The organism is Paenibacillus thalictri (assembly GCF_004307995.1).
Taxonomy (GTDB): Bacteria; Bacillota; Bacilli; order Paenibacillales; family NBRC-103111; genus Paenibacillus_AF; species Paenibacillus_AF thalictri.
Window position 1 is genome coordinate 204,156 of the sequence record NZ_SIRE01000005.1, and the last position, 23,153, is coordinate 227,308.

25 protein-coding genes are annotated in these 23,153 nt (G+C 52.9%); 21 read left to right on the forward strand and 4 right to left on the reverse strand.

From position 1 onward, the window contains the following. The first annotated feature begins 1 nt into the window (after position 1). The 5 genes from EYB31_RS07470 to EYB31_RS07490 all read left to right on the forward strand — a co-directional run bounded on the left by EYB31_RS07470 (position 2) and on the right by EYB31_RS07490 (position 5,635). On the forward strand, positions 2-703 hold the full coding sequence (locus tag EYB31_RS07470; protein ID WP_131012662.1) for a TadE/TadG family type IV pilus assembly protein: 702 nt from the start codon (positions 2-4) through the stop codon (positions 701-703). Between the two features lie 23 nt (positions 704-726). Next, positions 727-1,239 (forward strand): A24 family peptidase, encoded by a 513-nt coding sequence (locus EYB31_RS07475; protein WP_165452286.1) that lies wholly within the window; start codon positions 727-729, stop codon positions 1,237-1,239. A gap of 160 nt (positions 1,240-1,399) precedes the next feature. Next, positions 1,400-3,052 (forward strand): DUF6382 domain-containing protein, encoded by a 1,653-nt coding sequence (locus EYB31_RS07480; RefSeq protein WP_131012664.1) that lies wholly within the window; start codon positions 1,400-1,402, stop codon positions 3,050-3,052. Positions 3,053-3,054: 2 nt separating this feature from the next. Next, complete coding sequence (locus tag EYB31_RS07485; RefSeq protein ID WP_131012665.1) at positions 3,055-3,972, forward strand: PP2C family protein-serine/threonine phosphatase; 918 nt, start codon at positions 3,055-3,057, stop codon at positions 3,970-3,972. A gap of 100 nt (positions 3,973-4,072) precedes the next feature. Continuing rightward, positions 4,073-5,635, forward strand: a complete 1,563-nt coding sequence (locus EYB31_RS07490) for an ABC-F family ATP-binding cassette domain-containing protein (RefSeq protein ID WP_131012666.1) — start codon at positions 4,073-4,075, stop codon at positions 5,633-5,635. 56 nt (positions 5,636-5,691) lie between these two features. Here EYB31_RS07490 and EYB31_RS07495 read toward each other — a convergent pair whose 3' ends face one another. After that, positions 5,692-6,132, reverse strand: a complete 441-nt coding sequence (locus tag EYB31_RS07495) for a DUF2269 family protein (protein ID WP_131012667.1) — start codon at positions 6,130-6,132, stop codon at positions 5,692-5,694. Positions 6,133-6,288: 156 nt separating this feature from the next. Beyond that, positions 6,289-6,618 (reverse strand): ASCH domain-containing protein, encoded by a 330-nt coding sequence (locus EYB31_RS07500; protein ID WP_131012668.1) that lies wholly within the window; start codon positions 6,616-6,618, stop codon positions 6,289-6,291. Between the two features lie 112 nt (positions 6,619-6,730). On the opposite strand from EYB31_RS07500, the gene EYB31_RS07505 reads away from it, so the two are divergent. The 3 genes from EYB31_RS07505 to EYB31_RS07515 all read left to right on the forward strand — a co-directional run bounded on the left by EYB31_RS07505 (position 6,731) and on the right by EYB31_RS07515 (position 11,469). After that, the gene (locus EYB31_RS07505; RefSeq protein ID WP_131012904.1) at positions 6,731-7,744 is read left to right on the forward strand and encodes a M42 family metallopeptidase; all 1,014 of its coding nucleotides are present in this window, start codon (positions 6,731-6,733) and stop codon (positions 7,742-7,744) included. A gap of 40 nt (positions 7,745-7,784) precedes the next feature. Then, positions 7,785-9,746 carry an ABC-F family ATP-binding cassette domain-containing protein gene (locus EYB31_RS07510; protein ID WP_131012669.1) on the forward strand — a complete coding sequence of 654 codons (1,962 nt, stop codon included), beginning with the start codon at positions 7,785-7,787 and terminating at the stop codon, positions 9,744-9,746. A gap of 109 nt (positions 9,747-9,855) precedes the next feature. Further along, the gene (locus EYB31_RS07515; RefSeq protein WP_131012670.1) at positions 9,856-11,469 is read left to right on the forward strand and encodes an ABC-F family ATP-binding cassette domain-containing protein; all 1,614 of its coding nucleotides are present in this window, start codon (positions 9,856-9,858) and stop codon (positions 11,467-11,469) included. 228 nt (positions 11,470-11,697) lie between these two features. Here EYB31_RS07515 and EYB31_RS07520 read toward each other — a convergent pair whose 3' ends face one another. Beyond that, the gene (locus EYB31_RS07520; RefSeq protein ID WP_131012671.1) at positions 11,698-11,910 is read right to left on the reverse strand and encodes a hypothetical protein; all 213 of its coding nucleotides are present in this window, start codon (positions 11,908-11,910) and stop codon (positions 11,698-11,700) included. 125 nt (positions 11,911-12,035) lie between these two features. On the opposite strand from EYB31_RS07520, the gene EYB31_RS07525 reads away from it, so the two are divergent. From EYB31_RS07525 to kapB, 3 genes are read left to right on the forward strand one after another with little or no spacing between them, the layout of a single operon-like run. Next, positions 12,036-12,563, forward strand: coding sequence for a C2 domain-containing protein (locus tag EYB31_RS07525; RefSeq protein ID WP_131012672.1), 528 nt, complete (start codon positions 12,036-12,038; stop codon positions 12,561-12,563). Between the two features lie 25 nt (positions 12,564-12,588). Further along, positions 12,589-12,921 (forward strand): thioredoxin family protein, encoded by a 333-nt coding sequence (locus tag EYB31_RS07530; protein WP_131012673.1) that lies wholly within the window; start codon positions 12,589-12,591, stop codon positions 12,919-12,921. A 40-nt stretch (positions 12,922-12,961) separates the two neighbouring features. Further along, positions 12,962-13,348: a kinase-associated lipoprotein KapB gene (gene kapB, locus EYB31_RS07535; protein WP_131012674.1), complete on the forward strand. Its 387-nt coding sequence runs from the start codon at positions 12,962-12,964 to the stop codon at positions 13,346-13,348. Positions 13,349-13,369: 21 nt separating this feature from the next. Here kapB and aroC read toward each other — a convergent pair whose 3' ends face one another. After that, entirely contained in the window at positions 13,370-14,533 is a 1,164-nt protein-coding gene (gene aroC, locus EYB31_RS07540) for a chorismate synthase (RefSeq protein ID WP_131012675.1), read from the reverse strand. 118 nt (positions 14,534-14,651) lie between these two features. Between aroC and EYB31_RS07545 the strand changes: the two genes are divergently transcribed. From EYB31_RS07545 to EYB31_RS07590, 10 genes are all read left to right on the forward strand, one after another. Next, positions 14,652-15,557 carry a LysR family transcriptional regulator gene (locus EYB31_RS07545; RefSeq protein WP_165452287.1) on the forward strand — a complete coding sequence of 302 codons (906 nt, stop codon included), beginning with the start codon at positions 14,652-14,654 and terminating at the stop codon, positions 15,555-15,557. 34 nt (positions 15,558-15,591) lie between these two features. After that, positions 15,592-16,965, forward strand: coding sequence for a sensor histidine kinase (locus EYB31_RS07550; protein WP_131012677.1), 1,374 nt, complete (start codon positions 15,592-15,594; stop codon positions 16,963-16,965). Between the two features lie 23 nt (positions 16,966-16,988). Then, positions 16,989-17,642 carry a response regulator transcription factor gene (locus EYB31_RS07555; RefSeq protein WP_131012678.1) on the forward strand — a complete coding sequence of 218 codons (654 nt, stop codon included), beginning with the start codon at positions 16,989-16,991 and terminating at the stop codon, positions 17,640-17,642. Between the two features lie 135 nt (positions 17,643-17,777). After that, positions 17,778-18,854, forward strand: coding sequence for a Gfo/Idh/MocA family protein (locus EYB31_RS07560; RefSeq protein WP_131012679.1), 1,077 nt, complete (start codon positions 17,778-17,780; stop codon positions 18,852-18,854). Positions 18,855-18,857: 3 nt separating this feature from the next. Further along, a complete protein-coding gene (locus tag EYB31_RS07565) occupies positions 18,858-19,529 on the forward strand; it encodes a trimeric intracellular cation channel family protein (RefSeq protein ID WP_131012680.1) in 672 nt (223 codons plus the stop codon). Then, the gene (locus EYB31_RS07570) at positions 19,526-20,020 is read left to right on the forward strand and encodes a hypothetical protein (RefSeq protein WP_131012681.1); all 495 of its coding nucleotides are present in this window, start codon (positions 19,526-19,528) and stop codon (positions 20,018-20,020) included. Before EYB31_RS07565 ends, EYB31_RS07570 begins: the two co-directional genes overlap by 4 nt. A 158-nt stretch (positions 20,021-20,178) precedes the next feature. Beyond that, positions 20,179-20,568: a DoxX family protein gene (locus tag EYB31_RS07575; protein ID WP_131012682.1), complete on the forward strand. Its 390-nt coding sequence runs from the start codon at positions 20,179-20,181 to the stop codon at positions 20,566-20,568. Positions 20,569-20,637: 69 nt separating this feature from the next. Beyond that, positions 20,638-21,339 (forward strand): pirin family protein, encoded by a 702-nt coding sequence (locus EYB31_RS07580; protein ID WP_131012683.1) that lies wholly within the window; start codon positions 20,638-20,640, stop codon positions 21,337-21,339. Positions 21,340-21,547: 208 nt separating this feature from the next. Next, a complete protein-coding gene (purT, locus tag EYB31_RS07585; RefSeq protein WP_131012684.1) occupies positions 21,548-22,729 on the forward strand; it encodes a formate-dependent phosphoribosylglycinamide formyltransferase in 1,182 nt (393 codons plus the stop codon). A 105-nt stretch (positions 22,730-22,834) separates the two neighbouring features. Next, on the forward strand, positions 22,835-23,107 hold the full coding sequence (locus tag EYB31_RS07590; protein WP_131012685.1) for a hypothetical protein: 273 nt from the start codon (positions 22,835-22,837) through the stop codon (positions 23,105-23,107). Positions 23,108-23,153 lie beyond the last annotated feature (46 nt).

Sequence of the window (23,153 nt, forward strand, 5' to 3'; positions counted from 1 at the left end):
GATGAGACACGCAAAGAGGCTATGCCGTACTAGGCGCAGTACGAGATTGCTGAAGCGCCAAGATGGCAGCATTGTGCTGGAGGCGGCGCTTGTTTTACCGTTATTTGTTTCTTTTGTCATCGCCATCATTGCGTTTATTCAAATTGCCGTCACGGAAATGGCCGTGCAATCGGCAGTGTCCGAAACGACCAAGCTCATTGCTACGGGTATGTACCCGGTCGATCTGCTGTACCGGGAAGCAAAAACGCAATGGACGCAAAGCAAGCCGTATGCCGCTTACAGCAGCGTGCTTGATAAAATCACGGGTTTTCGTTCCAAGGTGGAAACAGCGGAAACTTTTGTGGATGATTATGCGGCATTTATACCCGATCCCGTGGTGAGCATCGTGGAATGGGAAAAGGAGAAACGCGAGCATGTGGAAACGATGGCTCAAGACAAGGCCGAAGAATATGTAACCAGCATATATAAACCGCTCCTCAACCAGGCGTTTACGGCTGTTGTATCGGCAAGCGTCAATAAGACGGTTCTCGACCCGGCGCGCTTGCGGGTTGTTGAGGTGACGCTGCCGAATTTGGAGTCAAAAGATGAGGCGGTAATCAGCATCGAAGCGGAGTATGAGCTGAATTTGCTGATTCCTTTTTACCACAAAACGGTTCATATCCGCAAAAAGGCGTATGAACGGGCTTGGGTCGGCGCAGCTTAACCCATCCGGAAAGGAGAAGGGCGGTGGTTTATACGGTTTTGTTTGCATTTTTGACAGGGGCGTGCTTCACGGATTTAAGACGAAACGTGATTCCAAATTGGCTTACTATGTCCGGGGCTGCTGCGGGACTGTCGCTTCATTTACTGCTGCACGGCTGGGAAGGTTTGGTATATGCCGCATGCGGGCTGGCCGCGGGATTTGGGTGTTTGCTTGTGTTGTATATGCTTAAAGCGCTTGGAGCGGGGGACGTCAAGTTGTTTGCGGCAATCGGAGCGATTGCCGGGACGGAGTTTGTGCTCAGCTGCTTAGTGTACTCGATCCTTTATGCGGGCGTTTCAGGTTTGCTGCTTTTTATGTGGCGCAGACAAATCATCGAAACATGGAGGGAAAGTTTGCTGCTGCTCTTTAATATACGGACGGAACGCATCGGCAAAGCATGGGAGGAATATGCCGCATCCGATAACCGCATCCGCTTTCCGTTTATGATCGCCGTCGCACCGGGAGCGCTGACTGCGGCGTTTTTCTGGATACCGTGAGCAGGATTTGGGTAACACCGGCACAATTCCAAGCAAACCTTATGTTATGGATTACGAAGTTCGCTTTCCTGCGGAAAATTCAAAACTGCGGAAAGCTTAAAGCGAATGCCCGCGATACTTTTTTTTGGCTACACGAAAAAATGTTTAGGAGGTAACTATCGTGAATACGGCTCTGCATGGATTAAAGGTCGATTATGTAAACCGTCACGGGCATTTTCTGGTGCTTTCCGGCGAGCCTGCATTGACGGAAGCGGATATGTCGGCCATTCCGCTGCATATGCTGAGGTCCAATGATATTCCCGGCCTGCTGCCCGTAACAATAGAGGAGCTGAATGGACAGATTACGCTCTATTATCCGGTTTCGGGAAAAAAGCCGTTGTCCCAGGTGATGCGGCAATCGAATCTCCGTTTTTCCCGGTATGTACAGATCATGCTGCATATCTTAAACATGCTGGACGAAAGCAAAACCTACATGTTATTCGAACGCCAATATGTGCTTAACGCGGATTACATTTTTGTCGGAGAGTCGGGCGATCTTAGCGATTTGTACGTCGTGTATATCCCCGTTGTCGCGTTGAAGGATAAAAAGCCGGTAGAAACCGAGCTGCAGCAGTTGGCCGCCACATTGCTGCGAAAAACGGACAGGCTGGACGGGATTCATGCCCACAAATTGACTTCTTATTTGCTGGAAGATCATTTTCAAGCCCCCGGTTTCAAAAAAATGCTGCTTGAGCAGGTGCTGGAGGAACGGCCGGAAAAACCGCCCGTCGCGCAATTCTCTTCACAAGAGTTCGCGGGTGGGCGCGAACCTTCGTTTTCAGGATTAAGCGCAATAAGCGCTGCCGCGCCGTCCGTATCGTCCGACATATTTGCGAATCTGCCAAAGGTAGCAGCGTCAAAATCGGATATCTCGCCGCCATTTATTCCACCGCCGCAGCCACCGGACGTTCACTCGGCAAAACAGCTTGCGGCAGAAGCTCCAGTCGCTGCCGCCGGCAGTCCGCTGAATCTGCGAATCCCGATACTTGTTTCGGGCGGCTTAGGTTCCGCCATCGTCTGGAAATGGTACATGGATCGTCCGCAGGGGAACGCGCTATATGTTGCGGCAGGCGCTACAGCGGTGATCACTGCCGCTGTCATAGGACTGTTGTTATTTTTTAAAAAACGGCGTTCCAGGGGAAAAAACAACCAGCCTCAGCATGATGCTTTTTCTGGCGGGCTTAGTTTGAATACAACAGATCCTGCCTCAGCGTTTCCGCCGGCCCGATTGACCCAATCGGCAAATCCCTTCAGTGCCGCCGGGATTGGACCAGCGAATGTAAGGCCGTCGTCGGCATCCCCGAGGAACAATGCTTCGTCAGGCGTCTGGCCCGGGTTTCCGGCAGATATGGCTGACATCGGTCCGGGTGCGTCCGCCAGGAACGCAGAGCAGTATACAACGCTGCTCGCTGCGCCCGCAGATGCCACCGTGCTGCTGGATGGCGGCCATCCGCAGGGCCGCTCGGGGGCGTATTTGCTGGAACAGGACAAGTCCGGTGCAACGAAACGGATTGCCGTTTCGGCAGAGCCTTTTGTCATTGGAAGAGGGGGGACGGAGGCGGGAGTGCAGCATACGCAAGAAGTGGCCGGCGTATCGCGGCAGCATGTGGAAATCGGAAAAAGTGACGGGGAATATACCGTCAAAGATTTAGGCTCCAAAAACGGGACTGTGCTTAATGGTCAGCAGATGATTCCTTTTAAGGTGTATTCTTTGCGGGAAGGTGATATATTTAAAGTAGTACAAACGGAATATACGTTTAAAATGGGGTTGTAACCATGAAAAAGACGGTTGCCGTCAATTGGCAGTACGGCACTTTTACACATTCAGGCTGGTATCAGGCTGATAATGAAGACCGGTCGCTGCTGCGCATCGGCACATCGGAGCAAGGGGATCCTTACGCCGTGGCGATCATTGCCGACGGTATGGGGGGCTACGGCTCAGGCGCCGAAGCGAGCGAATTGGCACTGACGATGACCAAGGAATGGATGGATCATGTGCTGCCGATCGTTTTTGCCAAAGAAAACCCGCTGGATGAGCTTGATCACATCCTGGGGCTGCTCTTTCATCGCATTAACGAGCATCTCGTGCAGACAGGCGTAAATAACGAAAGCAAGCTGGGTACGACGTTATCCATATTGATTTTATACAAGGAAGTATATTTGCTGCATCATACCGGCGATTGCCGGATTTACTACCGCAAGCAAACCGGCCGGATCCAGCAGTTGACCGAAGACCAGACCTGGGTGGCGGAACAGGTAAGGCTTAAAAAGCTGTCTCCGCTGCAAGCGGTTAAACACCCTAACCGCAGCGTGCTGCTGCATTGTCTTGGCATTAATCCGCAGCTGTCGGTTTTCCGGAAGAAAGGTTATTACGATCCTTATTCGTTGTTTATGTTGTGTAGCGACGGGTTGTATACCCGTTTTCGCGAAGATGAGCTTGACCGGCTGTTATTGATCGTCGGACGCGGACAGCTTGATCTGCCGGACATTTGCAGCGAGCTTGTCAATCAGGCGCTCAGCCGGGGGGCCAACGACAACTTGACGGTAATGCTGCTCAGGCCGATGACGGTATACAGCACGGAAAAAGAGCGGCTTGTCAGGCAGCTAAACAGCTTCTACCGGGAGAAGCTGCCGGAAACGGGCAAAAAGATGGCCAGCGACTTAAACGAATGGGTCCGCAAGTGGCGCAAATAAATATAAAATAATTAGCCTATTTCCCACTTCCGCTGCAGGATGATATAATATACTGTCGCATTTTGTATATTATCATGAATGGCAGGAGACTTGGGGTTTCATGAGTTTATTAACTGTAGAAGAAGTAAGTCACACATTCGGAGACCGTGTTCTCTTTAAAAATGTTTCGTTCCGCCTGCTTGCAGGCGAACATGTCGGTTTGGTCGGAGCCAACGGGGTTGGCAAATCGACATTGATGAATATTTTGACCGGCAAGCTGCTTAAGGATTCGGGCAAGGTGGAATGGACGCCCCGGATCCGTTACGGCTATCTTGACCAGCACTCGGTGCTGACGCCGGGTAAAACGATCCGCGATATCCTGCGGGATGCGTTCCTTCCGCTGTTTGAGCTGGAGAAGGAAATGATGCAAATTACCGATAAGATGGGCGAAGCGGACCCGGACGAATTGGAGTTGCTGCTGGAGCAGATGGGCGAAATCCAGGATCAGCTGGAAAACAGCGGTTTTTACATGCTCGATGTGAAAGTGGAGGAGATGGCGAACGGTCTTGGCATTGACGCCATCGGTCTGGACCGTGACGTCGCATCGCTTAGCGGCGGCCAAAGAACCAAAGTGCTGCTTGCCAAGTTGCTGCTGGAGAAGCCGACCGTGCTGCTGCTCGACGAGCCGACCAACTACCTTGACGTTGAGCATATCGCATGGCTGACCACCTATTTGCAGGAATATCCGTATGCGTTTATGCTGATTTCCCATGATACGGAATTTATGAACAAGGTGGTTAATGTCGTTTACCATCTGGAGTTCAGCAAGCTGAACCGATATACGGCCAACTACGAGAAATTCCTGATGATGGCCGATATCAATAAACAGCAGCACATCGACGCTTACGAGAAGCAGCAGGAATATATCAAGAAAACGGAAGACTTCATTCAGCGCAATAAGGCCAGAGCTTCGACCTCCGGCCGCGCGAAGAGCCGCCTGAAGCAGCTGGATCGGGTCGAGCGGATCGACCGTCCGGAAACGGCGCCGAAGCCGACGTTTATATTCAAGGAATCCAGAGCAAGCGGCAAGCTGGTGTTCGAAGGCGAAAATCTCGAAATTGGCTACAATTCGGTGCTTTTGCCTAAAATGGATATTAAGATCGAACGTGGCGAAAAAATCGCCATTGTCGGTTGCAACGGCGTCGGCAAATCGACGCTGCTGAAAACGATGCTTGGCAAAATCGAGCCTTTCGGCGGCAAAACGTACCGCGGCGATTTTCTGTACCCGGCGTATTTTGAGCAGGAAGCCAAAGCTCCGAATATAACGCCCATTGACGATGTATGGAACGAGTTCTCGACGATGAACCAGAATGAAGTGCGCGGCGCTCTTGCCCGCTGCGGTTTGAAGAACGAGCACATCACACGCCAAATGAGCATGCTGAGCGGCGGCGAGCAGGCCAAAGTGCGTCTGTGCAAGCTGCTGATGCGGGAAAGCAACTGGATTGCGTTCGACGAACCTACGAACCATTTGGACGTTGTCGCCAAAGAAGAGCTGAAACGTGCGCTGCAGGAGTACAAAGGCACTATCGTGCTTGTGTGCCATGAACCGGATTTTTACGAGGATTGGGTTACCAAGGTGTGGAACGTGGAAGAATGGGCTGCGGCAAGCAAGGTGCGCTCGTAGTTTTATGGAAAGAGGAACGCAGGTTCGTTCCGTCGTAACGTTTGAATGAGCAAAACCTACCCGAAAGCAGGTTTTGCCACCATAAACCACATCATCAAAAACAATAAAAGTAAATATAAGTACAATGACCGTGCCAGCTTCCGCACCAATGGTTCACGGTCGGTCACCGCAAGTTCGCTGCTGCGCAGCTTGCGGATGGTCGGGGAGAACGCGCGGGCAAAAAAATAAAGCGACGTTGCCAAAACGATCCAGGTGGCAAGGATCCATGATGTTGTCCAAGGCCAACTGCCGAGCCACATCAGCAGCAGTCCGGTTGCGATCAGCACATGTCCGGAGTGTTTGGACAATTGAACTGCAAAGCGGAACGAGTCCAGGTGTACCTGCAGCTCCGCGTCGGCGGCCTTGCGGATTTTGCCGAGCAGCGGGATCAGCAGGAAAAAAGGTCCGATCGCCACGACAGTGCTGACGATATGCAAATATACCAATGTCACATACATGCGGCTTTTTCACTCCTCGCCGTGTTACAATAAACAGTGTAGGCTCCGGACGCGCCGGGTCTACACTGTTTACTCTTTTTGTTGCCTAGAATCATATGTGCAGCGCATTTCCATGCTGAATGAAGCTGTGGCTGCGTTGTTCCTGCCGGCACACGGTCAAATCGCTTTAAATTCGTGTACCCATACTTGCATTTGCGGCAGCCAAGGCATTCCGGCATGCATCGATAAGATGTAGTTTTTGTACGCTTCCAAATCGGCAAAACCTTCACTTTGCACGTGTTCGTCGCTAAGTTCGCCGAGGGATTGCCGGTATACGCGGGTGACCTCGAATTGTTTGCCGCTTAACTCCATAATTTCGCCGGGGTCGGCGTAACGCCCGTTGCGGCGGGTAGCGGTTTTGCTGCCGGCCAGCACCTTGGCAATGTCGTCTTCTTTGGTAACCAGACGATCAATGGAGCATGTTTTGGGTGGTAAAGCTTCTGTCATACAGGTTCCTCCTGTTTCTTGAGTGTAGTCCATTTCGTAGACTACCCCATTTTTCGGTAAAAATCAAACAAGGAGTGGGTTTAAGTTGAACTACAGTTTCAATCGAAGGTATATGTTGGAGCTGCTTGAAACCCTGCTGTTAACGCCAAGTCCGAGCGGGTATTGTCATCACATTATGAGCAAAGTGGAGGCGGAAGCGGGAAAACTCGGCTTCGTCATGACATACACCAACAAAGGCAACGGGATCATTACCGTCCCAGGACTGAACCAGGACCGCGTGATAGGATTGTCGGCTCACGTCGATACATTAGGCGCCATGGTCCGCTCTATCAAGGAAACCGGCAAGCTGCGGTTTACCCCTGTGGGCGGTTATATGATGGGCGCTATAGAAAATGAATACTGCCAGATACATACGCGGGATGGGCGTGTCTACGACGGCACCATCCTAACGACGAAGCCGTCGGTGCACGTGTTCACGGATGCTAGAGAGCTGAAGCGGGAAGAAGCCGTGATGGAAATTCGCCTCGATGAGCCGGTAACGTCAAAAGCGGAAGTGGAGCGGCTTGGCATTGGCGTGGGCGACTTTGTTTCTTTTGACCCGCGGGCGCAAATCAAAGCGAATGGATTCGTCAAATCGCGCCATCTCGACGATAAAGCGAGTGTCGCCGCGTTATTCGGACTGCTGGAGCTGATCGCGCGCGAACGTCTGGTTCCGCAGCATACGCTGAAGTTTGTCATCACCACATACGAGGAGGTCGGTCACGGGGCGGCTTATTTGCCGGACGATATGACCGAGCTGATTGCCGTTGACATGGGGGCGATCGGCGACGATCTAAGCTGCACCGAATTCGACGTATCGATATGCGCCAAGGATTCGTCAGGCCCCTATGACTATGGAATGACCTCAAAGCTCATTGAACTGGCCAAACGAGAAGGGCTCAGCTACGCCGTCGACATCTATCCTCAGTACGGCTCCGATGCTTCAGCGGCGCTGCGAGGCGGGCAAAATATCCGCGCCGCGCTGGTCGGACCGGGCGTTCATTCCTCGCATGGCATGGAACGCACGCATGTGCAGGCCATTGAGCATACCGCCGCGCTGCTAGCGGCGTATATCATGGAGCCTTAAACCAAATCGAGAAGCAAGAGAAAGGTCGGTACGGCATACGATGCAAATATTATCCGCAGAACAAATACATAAAAGCTACGGCGAAAAGGTGCTGTTCGACGACATCACGTTTGGCGTCAACGAAAAGGAGCGGATCGGTTTAATCGGTGTCAATGGCACCGGCAAATCGACGCTGCTGCAAATATTGGCGGGAATCGAAACGGCCGATTCCGGCAAGCTGCTGCATGCCAACCATTTCCGGGTCGAATATTTGCCGCAAAATCCCGAGTTTGATCCGCTCTCTACCGTAATGGATCAGGTGTTTTACGGAGATAGTCCGCTCATGAAGACTCTTCGCGAATACGAAGCGGCGCTGCAGGCGCTAGAAGCGGATCCGCACGATGAGCGAAAGCAGAACGCGCTGTTCAAGGCCCAGCAGATGATGGATACAACCGATGCATGGGAAGCGAGCACAACGGCCAAAACGGTGCTGACCCAGCTCGGCATCCGCGACTTCGACAAGCCGGTCTACCTGCTGTCCGGCGGACAGCGCAAACGGGTGGCGATGGCGCGGGTGCTGATCCAGCCTGCGGACCTGCTCATTTTGGACGAACCGACAAACCATATCGACAACGAAACGGTCGAATGGCTGGAGCAATTTTTGTCCAAGTGGAAAGGCGCGCTGCTGCTGGTGACGCATGACCGCTATTTTCTCGATCGGGTGACCAACCGGATCATAGAGCTGGACCATGGCAAGCTGTACAGCTATGAAGGCAATTATGCAGCATATTTGGAGAAAAAGGCCGACCGCATGGAACGCGAAGCCGCGATGGAGGATAAACGGCAAAATTTGCTGCGGCGCGAGCTGGCCTGGCTGCGCCGTGGCGCCAAAGCGCGGACAACCAAGCAAAAGGCGCGCATCGACCGGGCGAATGAACTGATGGAGCGCAAGGTCGACGGTCCTGCGGATAAGCTGGATATCGCCTTGGGCGCAAGCCGGCTGGGCAAGAAGGTCATTGAACTGGAGCATGTCTCGAAAACGTTCGAAGATCGTCCTTTGGTGCGGGATCTCAGTTATATCGTCATGCCGGACGACAGACTGGGCATCATCGGACCGAACGGCAGCGGCAAGTCGACGCTGCTGAATATGATCGCAGGCCGAATAACGCCTGACGAAGGTACGATCGAGACGGGGACAACGGTCAAAATCGCCTATTACACCCAAGAAAGCGCCGAGATGAACGAATCGCTGCGGGTGATCGAATATATCAAAGAAGCAGCCGAGGTCGTGCGGACGGCAAACGGAGAATCCATTACGGCGGCGCAAATGCTGGAGCGTTTCCTGTTCCCTCCGAATCAGCAGTGGACGCCTATAGCCAAGCTGTCGGGCGGCGAACGCCGCAGATTGTACTTGCTGCGGACGCTGATGGGCGGCCCCAATGTGCTGCTGCTCGACGAACCGACAAACGATCTCGATATTCAGACGCTGACCATCTTGGAGGACTACCTCGAATCGTTCCCCGGCGCGGTGATCACCGTATCCCATGACCGTTATTTTCTCGATAAAACGGCGGAGCGGCTGTTTGCTTTTGAGCAGGGGGCATTGCGGCGCTTCGAGGGCAGCTACAGCGAATATTTGGAGCAGCGGCAGCTGGAGCAAGCGGAGGAAGAAAGCGAACGCAAGCGGCAAGCCGCCGCAAAGTCGAATGTAGCGGCTGCCGGAGCCGGAGCAGCGCAAGCACCCGGCCAAGCGGCGGAAGGCAGTGCCGGCAAAAACGCGCGGCCGCTGCGCAAGCTTTCTTTTAAAGATCAGAAAGATTGGGATGAGATCGAAGGAAAAATCGCCGACCTGGAGCAGCGTCTCGAGCAGGTGAAAATGGATATCGGGCAGGCGGGCAGCGATGTCGGCAAGGTGCAGCAGCTGTACGCTGAAGAGCAGTCGCTGACGGAGCAGCTGGAGCAGGCAATGGACCGCTGGGCGGAGCTGTCCGAGCTGGTGGAGGAAATCGAGCGCAACCGCTAAGGGAGTGCCCCCGGAGATGCGGTTTTCGCAGCCCATGGGCATTTTTCCTAGATTTATGCTATAATGTTGATCGGTATGGGAAAAATCCAGAAAGTAGGTCGTTTTTGTTATGATTACCGTTACTAATGTATCCTTACGATATGGCAAGCGGGCTTTGTTTGAAGACGTTAATATTAAATTTACGCCGGGCAACTGCTACGGCTTGATCGGAGCGAACGGAGCCGGGAAGTCGACGTTTCTGAAAATTATGTCCGGCGAGCTGGAGCCTAACAAAGGCGAAGTAAGCATTACGCCGGGTGAGCGCCTGGCGGTGCTGAAGCAGAACCATTTTGAATACGATGAAGTGGAAGTGCTGAAAACGGTTGTAATGGGCCACCAGAAGCTGTTTTCGATTATGCAGGAAAAAGACGCGTTGTATGCGAAGCCGGACTTCTCCGAAGACGACGGCATGCGCGCGGCGGAACTGGAAGGCGAATTCCAGGAGCTGGACGGCTGGCAAGCGGAGTCGGACGCGGCGGAGCTGCTGATTGGTCTTGGCATTCCAACCTCCCTGCACGATGTAAAAATGAAAGAGCTGAGCGGCAATGAGAAAGTTCGCGTATTGCTTGCGCAAGCGCTGTTCGGCACACCGAACAATCTGCTGCTTGACGAACCTACGAACCATTTGGACATCGAATCGATCAATTGGCTGATCCATTTCCTCAGCAGATTCGAAGGCACCGTCATCGTCGTATCCCATGACCGTCACTTCCTGAACCAGGTTTGTACGCACATTGCGGATATCGACTTCGGCAAAATCCAAATGTATGTCGGCAACTACGACTTCTGGTACGAGTCCAGCCAACTGGCGCTGAAGCTCGTTAGAGAGCAAAATAAGAAAACGGAAGAAAAACGCAAGGAATTGGAGGCGTTTATTCAGCGATTCAGCGCCAACGCATCCAAGTCCAAGCAGGCGACTTCCCGTAAGAAGACGTTGGAGAAGCTTACGCTTGAAGATATTAAACCGTCGACGCGGAAATATCCGTTTATTAAGTTTACGCCGGAACGCGAAGCGGGCAAACAGCTGCTTACTGTGAACGGGCTGAGCAAAACCATCGATGGCGAAGTGGTATTCAAGGACCTGAGCTTTATTATCAATAAAGGCGACAAAATCGCGCTGGTCGGTCCGAACGGCAACGCCAAAACTACGCTGTTCCGCGTCCTGATGGGTGAAGTGGAAGCCGACGCAGGCGAATTCAGTTGGGGCATCACGACAACGCAAGCTTATTTTCCGAAGGACAACTCGGATTATTTCAACACCGATATGAATCTTGTGGATTGGCTGCGCCAATACTCGAAGGATCAGGACGAATCGTATCTTCGCGGTTTCTTGGGCCGGATGCTGTTCTCGGGGGAAGAGGCGCTGAAGAAAGCAAGCGTGTTGTCCGGGGGAGAGAAAGTCCGCTGCATGTTGTCCAAAATGATGATGAGCGGAGCGAACGTGCTGCTGCTTGACGAGCCGACGAACCACTTGGATCTTGAATCGATTACGGCGCTGAACAACGGCATGATCGATTTTGACGGCACGATGCTGTTTGTATCCCATGACCATCAGTTCATCCAAACGGTGGCCAATCGGATTATGGAAATTACGCCGAACGGCATCATCGATAAAGTGATCACTTATGACGAGTATTTGGAGAACGATGACATACAGAAGCAGCGCGAAAAGCTGTACGTTTAAGTTGACACATGACTTGCCTTGTCCGATAAGAAAAGCTTCTGATCGCAGCCTTTCCGATGAAGGACATTCGTGCCTTAGCGGAAGCTTTTCTTGCAATATCAGAAAGGTGAACCTGCGGTTCAAATATATCTTTCTGATATTAAAAAAACAAAGGATGAGCCTGTAAAGCGGGGCTCATCCTTGTTTTGCATATTCGAGCTGCATGCCCGGCAAGAAAAAATCTGACGGTCAGCTGCCTCCGGTTCTGCGGCGTTGATTGTTCGGTTTTTTATTGTTCTGGCTTTTCATTACGGCGCTGTTGCCGCCTCTTTGTTTGCCATCCGCTTTATCGTTAGCCTGGTCTTGTTTTTTTTGCGCCAGCTTTTGCTTCATCGCTTCAGCCAAGCTGATTTTGCGGGGCTCTTCGGCGGAGCCGGCGGGTTCGTTTGTTTCGTTGGACATCAACGGACACCTTCCTTAAATTGTTGGTACTTGTGGTTATGTACATGCCTATTGTACAAGTTCGCGGCCTTTCAAGCAATGCGAAGTTTGATTTTTTGCGGGTCCGGTAAAAGGAGGCTGATGAATTGTTTGATCCGACGGTTTACGATAATTTAAAAGTAGTGCTGGAGGGGGCTTTATACGACCTCGATTTGGCCGGGCAGCTCGAGATTATAGGCCGCTCCGACCGGGTAGAGCTGTCGACCATGTCGCGTTTTTTTCAGCTCGATTGCAAGGTGAAACCTGATGGGATCGCTGTCGCTTCGGTATCGCTGGATGCGGGACTTGCCGATCTTGCCGCGGAAATACTGGAGCAGGAAGGTAAGCAGCCGGGCTGCCACTGTTATATTACGTTTCAAATTCCCGTCGATGAGCCGCTGGCGGCCGCGGAGGCGGTCAAAACGCAAATCCGTGAAATTTGGGGGGAGCGCCCGCTGCTGAAAATGACGGTGAGTTACAGCCCCGATACGGAGCAGCCTGACTTTATGCTGCTGGCTTCGATGCATTTCGGAAGAAAGCTGGATGAAGGTCAGATGGAGGATATTCCCAGTATGATCGATCACGTCGCTTTGACTTTACAGACACTGGACGGCTACATCGGACAGCGGGGCTGATTTTTTTCAAGAAGGGGTTCGTGTGATGCGCAAGCTGATCGAATGCACGGAACGCGAGTTGCTGCAAGCCTTGGAGAGCGGAGAGAGCAGGACGGTTTTCTTCTATACGCCGTTTTGCGGCACATGCAAGCTGACGGAGCGCATGCTGGACATTATATTGCAGATGGAGCCGCCGCGCGAAATATGGAAGTGTAATGTCAATTTCAGTCCGCAATTATGCCGCGAGTGGCAAATTGCCAGCGTGCCTTGTCTATTACAAATCGTAAACGGGGAGCCCGGCGGGAGGTTATACCGGGTTCAGTCCGTCGACGCATTATATGCTTGGCTGGAAGCCGCATCATTCGGCAATAAACGATAAGAGGCAGTTCAAAAAGTCGACTTTAAGGGAGTGTATACATATGAACGCAACGTACCAGATCGGAGACCTCGTAACGGCATCGTACAAAACCGGCGGGTATATCGGCGAAATCGCCGAAGCGCCGTCCGTGCATAAAGCAGCCGTTCGGATACTGGCGGTGATCAAGCACCCGACGCAAGGCGATCTTCATCATCCGATGGATGCCGATGTGCCGTTTTTCCATCAGCGCCGGGCGCTCAGCTTTCAGGAAATCGCCTTAATGCCCCTGCACACCATTGAACCGTATTCGGGAGAAGTGCCGGAATATAAGCAATCGCTGCGACAGGCGCTGCAGGCGGATATCGAGCAACTGCAAGCCCAAAACAACCGCTTTTCCCAGCGTTGTCTGGAAGAGCTGCGGTTGTTGGAGCAGGAATACTCGCTATAGGAGCAATGGCGGCGAGACGACTTAATAGCGGCGAATTTGCTCGGTGTATCCCGCGTAATTACGGCTGATTTCCTCCAAGGAGTCGCCGCCGAACTTGTCAAGAAAAGCGCAGGCCACTTCCCAGGCGACGACGCTTTCCATCACGACGGCGGCAGCGGGCACGGCACAGCTGTCGGAGCGCTCGATTTGCGCGGTGAAGCGCTCCTTGGTGGCGATATCGACGCTGTGCAGCGGTTTGTACAGCGTAGGAATCGGCTTCATGACCGCACGCGCGACAATCGGCTCGCCGGTCGTCATGCCTCCTTCGAAGCCCCCGGCGCGGTTGCTGGCCCGGCGGAAGCCGTTGTCCGCGCTGTACACGATTTCATCGTGCACCTGCGAACCGCGCCTTGACGCCGCTTCGAAGCCGATGCCGAACTCTACGCCTTTAAACGCCTGAATGGACATGACGGCATGCGCGATCCTTGCGTCCAACTTGCGGTCCCATTGGACATGACTGCCGAGTCCCGCGGGACAGCCGTCAACGGCGACTTCGATCAAGCCTCCGACGGAATCGCCGGAGGCTTTGATTTCGTCGATATGGCGCATCATATATTCCTCGCTGTTCGGGTCTGCCACCCGCAGCGGGGAGCGCTCGGTGACCTGCATTAACTGCTCCGCCGGCAGTTCGGAGCGAACCGCTGTGATCTCGCCGATCCGCAGCACCTGGCTGGCCAGCCGGATGCCGAAGTGAGCGAGAAGCCGTTTGGCCACAGCGCCGCAAGCGACACGGATTGCCGTTTCCCGGGCGCTGGAGCGCTCCAAAATATTGCGCAAATCCGACTGATTGTATTTCAACCCCCCGTTCAGGTCGGCATGGCCGGGACGCGGACGTGTTACCGTACGCTTGGCGGCTTCCTCCGCGTTCACCGGTTCCGCACCCATCACGCCTTGCCAATGGGTCCAGTCCTTGTTTTCTACGACAAGCGCGATGGGAGCGCCGGTCGTCCGTCCATGGCGGACACCTGCGGCCAGCCGTACCCGGTCCGTCTCGATTTGCATGCGCCGACCTCTGCCGTATCCGGACTGTCTGCGGATAAGTTCCGCGTCGATATCCTCTGCGGTCAGAAGCACATTGCTGGGCATTCCTTCAATAATCGCAGTCAGCTGCGGGCCATGCGATTCTCCTGCGGTTAACATTCTCATTGCTCATCACACCTTATTTAAGATTAGTTTGATTATATAGGCGGCAAGTAGTATAAATGAAATAAATAGTTTCGATATTCACCATAGATAGGGGCTATATTTCAAGCCGATGCAAAGTATGGATTTATATCGCATTTTTTATTACGTCGCCCGTTCGGGGAGCATATCCGGTGCCGCGCACGAGTTGTTTTTGACCCAACCCAGCATCAGCTACGCGATCAAGCAGCTGGAGCAGAAGCTGGAGCTGCAGCTCCTGCACCGCAGCTCGAAGGGCGTTACGCTGACCGGCGAAGGGGAAATGCTGTTTGCTTATGTACGTGACGCATACGAAACGTTGCAGGCAGCCGAGCAGAAAATCGCCGAGCTTAAACGGCTGGATACCGGCGAATTAAAGCTGGGGGTCAGCGGCTCGCTTGTCCGTTACTTTTTGCTGCCTTATTTGGAGGCATTCCACCGCCAATTCCCGCACATTCAGCTGCGGCTTGTTCACGGCAGAACGCCGGACCTCGCCCGCAAGCTGCACGAGGGAGCGATTGATGTAGGGATCGTACATTTGCCGCTTGAAGACGACAAATTGTCGGTAAGCCCGCTGCGCCAAATCCAGGACTGCTTTATCGCCGGGGGAGATTTCAGCAGCTTGACCGCGATGGAAATGCCGCTGCGCGACTTGCTGGAGCTGCCGCTCATCCTGCTTTCGGCGGAAAGCAGGATGAGCGCTTTTTTGGCGAATCTGGCCGCCGCTCACGGCACCACCTTGCATCCTGCGATGGAACTGGGCAGCGTCGATTTGTGCGTCGAATTCGCCAGACTTGGTTTTGGCATCGCTTTTGTGCCGGAGCTTGCCGCGGAGTCCGAGCTGCAATCCGGCCGCATTGTGCGTCTGCGGACTCAAGAAACGGTTCCGCCGCGGCATATCGGAATCGCTGCGGTCAAGAACGCGCCTCTGCCCCGGGTCGCGCAAAAGTTTATGGAATTGCTGGCGTCCGGGCAGGAAATGGACCTTGACGAGTCTAATAATACATAGTCTGCATTGTTACGAAGGGGAGAAGTGAATCGGCATGCTTTTCGTATGGATCGGCCTATGGACGGTCGGCCTGCTGCTCATCCTAACGGATCCGAAACGGTCCACGACACGCTGGATCAGCAGCATTGCTTTTACCGGTGGGTCGGGAGGATTGTCGGCCGTGCTCGGCGACAGCATCATTCCTTACTTGGCGGCCCATGCAGGGTACACAGAACAAACGCTGCACATATGGCAGCTTATCGAGATTGCGCTTTCGAAGGTTTGTTATTATGGCTTGCCTTATACGTTTCTGATGTTTACTTTGGTTTATTATCCGCAGCCAATACCACGCAAGCTTCTGACTGCCGCCCCTTATGCGCTGCTTGCGCCGATTGCGGTTTCATTTGCTTTTCAGCCGAAGGATACGGCGCCGATTCCATACAGCTACGTTATGTTATGGACGACGCCTTATATTTTGCTTGGCGTTGCGCTGCTGGCGGTTGCCGCTTTTCGCGAGCGCAACACGTATTTGCGGCTCAACCGGATGCTGACGATGATTGCCGCTGCGCCAACGCTGATGTTCGCGATGTTTACGATGTATATTTTACCGGCGTATTACGGCGTTTATGATTTTTGGCGTTACAACCTTTGGGTAATTATTTTTACGCTTGCCGTCATTTTGGTATCAAGTCTCCGGTATGGATTTATGGGATTGCAAATTTCGATTCAAAACCAGAAACGCGATTATACGCTGCGGGCGATTACGTCCGGGACGGCGATTTTGAACCACGCGATCAAAAATGACGTAGGCAAAATCAAGCTGTTCAGCCAAAAGCTGAAAATGGATGCGCGGGCGTCAGGCAATGTTTCGGCAGAAGCGGATATTGAAGTGATTATGTCGGCGACACAGCATATTTATGAAATGATGTCGCGGATTCAAGGACAAACGCAAGAGGTGGATCTGCAGCTGGAAGAACACCGGTTGGATGCGATTATCCGCGATACGTTATCCGCGCTGGAACCTGAATTTTCCGCAGGGCAAGTTGAAGTTGCCGCAGACTTGCGTTACGAGAAGCCGTTTGTGTGCGATAGCGCGCAGCTGACCGAGGTGTTCACGAATTTGTTCACCAACGCGGCGGAAGCGATGCCCGGCGGGGGAAAGCTGCACGTGAAATTGTTCGAGACGAAACGGACGATCGTGGCCGAGGTGCAGGATACCGGGGCGGGTATGGATAAAAAGCAGCTGAAGCGTGTTTTTGACCCTTTTTATACGACCAAGGCGGGGAAGAAATTAAACTTCGGTCTGGGATTGTCCTATTGTTATCATGTGATTCAAAAACATAAAGGCAGGATGAATATCGACAGTAAGCCGGGAAAAGGCACAACGGTTTATATTAGTTTTTCCAAACGGCATCACGCGTTAAAATGATGAAAAAGTAAAGGCGGGAGCGGATGGACTACATACGGGTCGTAATTGTGGAGGACGATGCGGATTGGCTGCGCGGGCTAACCGCTTATTTGTCCGCGCAGGAGGATCTGCACATTGCCGGCACGGCGGAAAACGGCGGGCAAGCCGTAGAGCTGATGGAGCGTATCGCTGCGGACGTCGTGCTGATGGATATGATGATGGCGGGCAGCCCGGAAGGCTTGTGGGCGACAGCGGAGATCGCTCAATGCACCGATGCGAAGGTGATCATGTTATCTTCGATGGAGGATCAAGAGCTGATCTTTCAGGCATTTCAGGCGGGAGCGGTGGATTATATCGTCAAATCGAACTTTGAAGAGATTCCCGAGGCCGTCAGAGGGGCTTATCGCAACCGCAGTGCCATACACCCCAGCGTAGCCGAGAAAATGCGCCGGGAATTCCGCAGACTGAAAGCGTTGGAGCAAGAGGTGCGGGTCAAGGAGATGCGCAATTTGCTCACTCCGACCGAGCTGCAGGTGCTGGATTTGATTGAAAAAGGGCTCACCCAACCGCAAATCGCCGAGCAATTTTTCGTGTCGATCCGCACGGTGAAGGTGCATGTCGGCAACATCCTGCGCAAGCTGGAGAGCAAAAGCAGCAAGGAAGCGGCGCAAAAAGCCAAAGCGCTGGGCATTCTATAGGCCGCCAATTTGCATAGGGATAGGGCATATTTGCGCATAGCGATGCCAACGTTTCTTGTGATATATTGAAATCGTTGTTTTTATTAGGTAGTTCCAAATTAACATATCACCTACTAGCGGAGGCTGAATTTCTACATGGTCAATAATGAGCAGATCCGGTTTGGCATCATCGGAGCCGGCAACATTGCAGGCGTGCATATTCAAACGCTGGCGCATATACCCGAAGCCGCGATTACGGCAATTACGGACGTCTATCAGCCGCTTGCCGAGCAGCGGGCGCGGGAACACGGCATCCCCGTTGTCCATCCGTCCTACGAAAAGCTGCTGGAAGACCCGGATGTCGACGCAGTCATTGTTGCTGTGCCTAACAAATATCATGCAACGATCGCGGTTGCCGCATTGCAGGCGGGAAAACATGTGCTGCTGGAGAAACCGATGGCGCTGAACGCCGCGGAAGCTAAGAAGATTTTGCTAACGCACCGCCAGACGAATTTGACGCTGATGATGGCGCATCAACAACGCTGGGAATGGTCATCCTTACAAGTGAAAGAACAGGTCGACAAAGGCGCGCTTGGACATATTTACAATGCCAAGACCGGCTGGATGCGGCGCAAAGGCATTCCCGGCTGGGGAACCTGGTTTACCCGGATGGACCAATCGGGAGGCGGGCCTCTGATTGATCTCGGCGTGCATATGATCGATTTGTCCTTGCATTTGATGGGCAATCCGAAGCCGCTTACCGTGTTCGGCACAACATTTGCCGAGTTTGGACCGAAAAAACGCGGAATCGGCACATGGGGCACCCCGAACTGGGAAGGTTTTTACGATGTGGAGGATTTGTCAACAGCCTTAATTAAATGCGACAACGGCAGCACGTTGTCTTTGGATGTAAGCTGGGCGGCTCATGCGGAATATATGGACGGTAAACCTTTCGTATATTTGATGGGCTCGGAAGGCGGCGCTTCGCTGCGTGATGCGAAGGGGATGTTGTTCAGCGAGGTCGACGACCAGAAACACGAAGTGCAGCTGGCTGTGCCGGAGAACGACGAAGGCTCGCGAGTGCGGATGGCGCGTCATTTTATCGAATGTGTAAGAGAAGGCAAAGAACCGCTCACTTCGGCCTTGTCGGGTTATACGAACAGCCTGATCCTTGAGGCAATTTACGAATCGTCCCGCACCGGAGCGGCCGTTACGCTGGAGTGGGATATCTAGGTCATGGAACTGCTGGAGCTTAATTTGCAATTATTCAGTATTATTGGCACTGTGGCATTTGCGGTCAGCGGCGCGGTTGTCGCTATGGAAGAGGAATACGACATCCTTGGCGTATTCGTGCTGGGACTTGTTACTGCGTTTGGCGGCGGCGTCATTCGTAATTTATTGATCGGTGTGCCTGTGACAACGCTGTGGGAGCAAGGGCTGTTTCTGAAAACAGCGCTTATTTCCACAGCCCTTGTGTTTTTTCTGCCTGTCAGCTGGATTAACCGGTGGAAATCGTGGGAAGCGTTATTTGATGCGATTGGTTTGGCGGCCTTTTCCATTCAAGGGGCTCTGTACGCCGTCAATATGCATCATCCGCTGAGTGCGGTCATCGTGGCGGCCGTAATGACGGGCATCGGCGGCGGCATCATTCGCGACGTGCTGGCCGGCCGTAAACCGCTTGTGCTGCGCGATGAAATTTATGCCGTATGGGGCATGCTGGCCGGCCTGGCCATCGGTCTGGGCTGGTTCCAAGGGTATATGCCTCTGTTAGTGCTGTTCGCGTGGATCGTGCTGCTTCGAATGCTTTCGGTTTACTTCAAATGGAGACTGCCGCGGCGCTCGTTAAAATCGGACCAAGCGCTGCCGCAGCTGGCCGTATTCCGCAGAAAGAAGGAGGAAAACGTATGAGCGGATCATTTCAACAAATGAAACGGGTGCCTTCGGCTTTGCTGCAGGAAAGGCTGGAAACCGTCAAAGACCTGTCGGACGACGGCATGGAGATGTACGAGATCGCCAAAGACCGGGAAACAGGCGAGCATTACCTGCATTATTCGTATCTGCATAAGGATATCGCTCAAGGGGGAGCGGAAGAAATTTTCCATCAGCTGCAGCCGCTGGAAAGCGACGACGTGCTGGGGATTATGTTCAGCGGCCAGCCATATGATTATCCGGACAGCTGGGCAAAACCTTTTTTGCGCAATGGCCCTGACGGAGATTTTGTATGGTTCGATCCGGGCAACCCGAATGATGAGCAATCCAGCCTTGAACTGGGACAACAGCTCAGCGAACTGCTGATGCGCTTTAAGCAAGGAGGCGAGTTGGATCCCGAACAGGTGAGGATGCTGCTGAACGAGACCGACAAGCTTCGCAAAGACGACAACGAGAGCGGTAATAAGTAAAATTTAAAATAAACTGCAAATAGGACGCCTTCTCTTTTATATAAAAGGGAGGGCGTTGTTTTTTCTGCAAAAAAACCTATTGACACATAAATGAACATAACGTAATATACTTACATAAAGTAAGTAAATAATTTTAATTTTAAGGGAGTTGTTCGGTTATGGGTTTGAGTTTAGGGTTGTTAATTATTCGTCTTATTGTCGGTATTACGTTTGCGGGGCATGGCGCACAAAAGCTGTTTGGCTGGTTCGGCGGACCGGGGCTTAAAGGCACGGCAGGCTGGTTTGATTCGATTGGCATGAAACCGGGATATGCGCTTGCCGTACTTGCGGGCTTAAGCGAGCTGGTCGGGGGGCTGCTGTTTGCCGCAGGTGTCTTTACTTGGCTTGGCGCTGCTGCTATTATTGTGACGATGCTTATCGCGATCGTAAAAGTTCATGGCGCAAACGGCTATTGGATTACGAAAGGCGGCGCCGAATACAATGTCATGCTGATCGCTGTGGCACTGGGCGTTGCACTGATCGGTCCGGGAGCATACGTGCTGTTCTAATCTGGCTTCGTACACTTATATTATGAGCGGGTTAAGTACAAAATAATTGTTGCAAAGGGGAAGATCCTTATGATCCGAATGATTCGATCCAATGAACGCGGCGCGGCGAATCATGACTGGCTGCAAAGCCGGTTCAGTTTTTCTTTCGCCGAGTATTATGACCCGTCCAACCGCAATTTCGGCGCCTTGCGCGTTTTTAATGACGACACAATTCAGCCGGGTACCGGATTCGGTATGCACCCACATGCGGATATGGAAATTGTAACTTATGTGATCGAGGGCACTTTGGAGCATAAGGACAGTTTGGGCAATACGGGGCTTATCGAAGCCGGCGAAGTGCAGCGGATGACCGCCGGTACGGGGATCTTCCATTCGGAATACAATCATTCGCAAACAGAACCCGTGCATTTGCTGCAGCTGTGGTTTTTGCCGAAACATAAGGATCTCGAACCCTCGTGGGAGCAGATTAGATTTACGAAAGAGGAGCAGCGCAATGTGCTGCTGCCGGTCATATCGGGGACGCCGCAAGGCAAGACATTGTCCATCCATCAGGATATAACCCTATATATGTCGTCATTGGAACAGGGCAAATCCGTATCCCACCAACAGGGCGATATGCGCGGCATGTATGTGTTTGTCATCAAAGGCGCTTTGATGTTGGATGGCGAACATAAGCTGGAAGAAGGCGATACCGCTCGCATTACCCAGCAAAAAGAGTTGTCGATCCGCGCGGAAAGCGACTCCGAATTTATGCTGATTGATTTGTCGTAATCGAGAGCATCATCCAGAGCAGACTGAATTTCATTTCCCTCAGGAAATGGAAACGGTTTGCTCTTTGTTTGTGAAACCGGAAGATGCGGTTTCCTTTTGTGGAGAAATCAGAGAGGAAATATTTGCTCTGACCGTCCAATCCGGATAGAATACTAATGTATGAGGGTTATCTCACTTATCATCCATTCATAAGGAAGGACTATGACAAATGTACGGACCCCCACTTTCAAAAACAGCCCGCAAAATGATGCTGCTCGGCTCAGGCGAGCTGGGCAAAGAAGTCATCATCGAAGCGCAGCGGCTCGGCATTGAAACCATAGCCGTAGACCGGTACGCGCATGCGCCGGCCATGCAGGTGGCGCATCGTTCTTACGTTATCAATATGCTCGATGAAACCGAGCTGAGGGCATTGATCGAAACCGAGAAGCCCGATCTGATCGTGCCGGAGATCGAAGCGATTGCGACCCCCGAGCTTGTCCGGCTGGAGCAGGAAGGCTACCGGGTTATTCCGACGGCGACGGCGTCGCGGCTGACGATGGATCGTGAAGGCATCCGCCGGCTTGCTGCAGAAACGCTGGGGCTGCCGACGGCGAAATACGCCTTTGCCGACAGTTTGGACGAACTTCGGCAGGCTGTCGCTGAAATCGGCACGCCTTGCGTCATTAAACCGATCATGAGTTCCTCTGGCAAAGGGCAAAGCGTCTGCCGTACCCCGGACGATGTGGACACATGCTGGAGTTATGCGATGGAAGGCGGACGGGCCAAAAAATCGCGAGTTATCGTCGAAGAATTCATCCGCTTCGAATCGGAAATAACGCTGCTGACCGTTCGCTCCGTCTCCGGAACGACGTTCTGTGCGCCGATCGGACATGTTCAGAAGGACGGCGATTACATCGAGTCCTGGCAGCCGCATGAAATGTCCGAGAGCCAGATCGCTGATGCCCGGCACATCGCCAAAACGATTACCGACGCGCTTGGCGGAGCGGGGATCTACGGGGTAGAGCTGTTCCTTGGGCAAGATAAAGTGTATTTCAGCGAGGTATCGCCGCGTCCTCACGATACGGGGATGGTCACGATGGCTACGCAAGACTTGTCCGAGTTTGCGCTCCACGTGAGGGCCATCCTAGGGTTTCCCATTCCTACGGTCCGCTTGCTTACTCCCGGCGCCAGCCACACGTTAAAGGCATGGCGGGAAAGTGCGGATTTTGCCGTGGGCGGGCTCGAGAAGGCTTTAGCGGTGCCGAATACGCAAGTTCGCGTATTTGGCAAACCGGAGACAAAAGCAGGCCGCAGAATGGCCGTTGCCTTAAGCACGGCAGATACGGCCGAGGAGGCGCGCCGCCTTGCAGCGGAGGCTGCCGATGCGCTGACAATGGAATACCGCGGCTGACCATTGGCAGAATCAGCCAGACGAAGCTTGACGCGGGCCATGAAAATCGCTATGATTCTTGTATCGCATTTCGGATTTTTATCATGTAAAAGAGGTGTGCAATAAATGGCTTACCAACCGCAAGTTGTTGATGCGCGTGTTGTCAGCAACAACCCGAAGAACGGTTTGTTCGAAATTGTAGTTAAATTAAAAGATCGTACCGAATGCCGTCTGATGTATGACAAGGAAGCGAACGGCGGAGCAAAAGTCACGCATATTAACCGGCTGTATAAAGAGCCGTGCCCGATATGCCGCAAAGACTTTTTGTGCAATTGCATGTCCCGGTTCATCGACGATATTTCAGCGCAGGCGTTAGCGAAGACCGGTACTCCGGAATAAAGCGCGGCAAGAACCTCCCCAGCGTGTGAACGCACCTGCAGGGAGG

Bases quoted from the DNA above. Each gene is read 5' to 3' on its own strand.
- EYB31_RS07490 (WP_131012666.1), top strand. From the start codon at position 4,073: ATGAGTTTATTAACTGTAGAAGAAGTAAGTCACACATTCGGAGACCGT.
- EYB31_RS07495 (WP_131012667.1), bottom strand. From the start codon at position 6,132: ATGTATGTGACATTGGTATATTTGCATATCGTCAGCACTGTCGTGGCG.
- EYB31_RS07580 (WP_131012683.1), top strand. From the start codon at position 20,638: ATGATCCGAATGATTCGATCCAATGAACGCGGCGCGGCGAATCATGAC.
- aroC (WP_131012675.1), bottom strand. From the start codon at position 14,533: ATGAGAATGTTAACCGCAGGAGAATCGCATGGCCCGCAGCTGACTGCG.
- EYB31_RS07545 (WP_165452287.1), top strand. From the start codon at position 14,652: ATGGATTTATATCGCATTTTTTATTACGTCGCCCGTTCGGGGAGCATA.
- EYB31_RS07550 (WP_131012677.1), top strand. From the start codon at position 15,592: ATGCTTTTCGTATGGATCGGCCTATGGACGGTCGGCCTGCTGCTCATC.
- purT (WP_131012684.1), top strand. From the start codon at position 21,548: ATGTACGGACCCCCACTTTCAAAAACAGCCCGCAAAATGATGCTGCTC.
- EYB31_RS07515 (WP_131012670.1), top strand. From the start codon at position 9,856: ATGATTACCGTTACTAATGTATCCTTACGATATGGCAAGCGGGCTTTG.
- EYB31_RS07510 (WP_131012669.1), top strand. From the start codon at position 7,785: ATGCAAATATTATCCGCAGAACAAATACATAAAAGCTACGGCGAAAAG.
- EYB31_RS07500 (WP_131012668.1), bottom strand. From the start codon at position 6,618: ATGACAGAAGCTTTACCACCCAAAACATGCTCCATTGATCGTCTGGTT.
- EYB31_RS07565 (WP_131012680.1), top strand. From the start codon at position 18,858: ATGGAACTGCTGGAGCTTAATTTGCAATTATTCAGTATTATTGGCACT.
- EYB31_RS07530 (WP_131012673.1), top strand. From the start codon at position 12,589: ATGCGCAAGCTGATCGAATGCACGGAACGCGAGTTGCTGCAAGCCTTG.
- EYB31_RS07485 (WP_131012665.1), top strand. From the start codon at position 3,055: ATGAAAAAGACGGTTGCCGTCAATTGGCAGTACGGCACTTTTACACAT.
- EYB31_RS07590 (WP_131012685.1), top strand. From the start codon at position 22,835: ATGGCTTACCAACCGCAAGTTGTTGATGCGCGTGTTGTCAGCAACAAC.
- EYB31_RS07520 (WP_131012671.1), bottom strand. From the start codon at position 11,910: ATGTCCAACGAAACAAACGAACCCGCCGGCTCCGCCGAAGAGCCCCGC.
- EYB31_RS07470 (WP_131012662.1), top strand. From the start codon at position 2: ATGAGACACGCAAAGAGGCTATGCCGTACTAGGCGCAGTACGAGATTG.
- kapB (WP_131012674.1), top strand. From the start codon at position 12,962: ATGAACGCAACGTACCAGATCGGAGACCTCGTAACGGCATCGTACAAA.
- EYB31_RS07555 (WP_131012678.1), top strand. From the start codon at position 16,989: ATGGACTACATACGGGTCGTAATTGTGGAGGACGATGCGGATTGGCTG.
- EYB31_RS07505 (WP_131012904.1), top strand. From the start codon at position 6,731: ATGTTGGAGCTGCTTGAAACCCTGCTGTTAACGCCAAGTCCGAGCGGG.
- EYB31_RS07575 (WP_131012682.1), top strand. From the start codon at position 20,179: ATGGGTTTGAGTTTAGGGTTGTTAATTATTCGTCTTATTGTCGGTATT.
- EYB31_RS07570 (WP_131012681.1), top strand. From the start codon at position 19,526: ATGAGCGGATCATTTCAACAAATGAAACGGGTGCCTTCGGCTTTGCTG.
- EYB31_RS07560 (WP_131012679.1), top strand. From the start codon at position 17,778: ATGGTCAATAATGAGCAGATCCGGTTTGGCATCATCGGAGCCGGCAAC.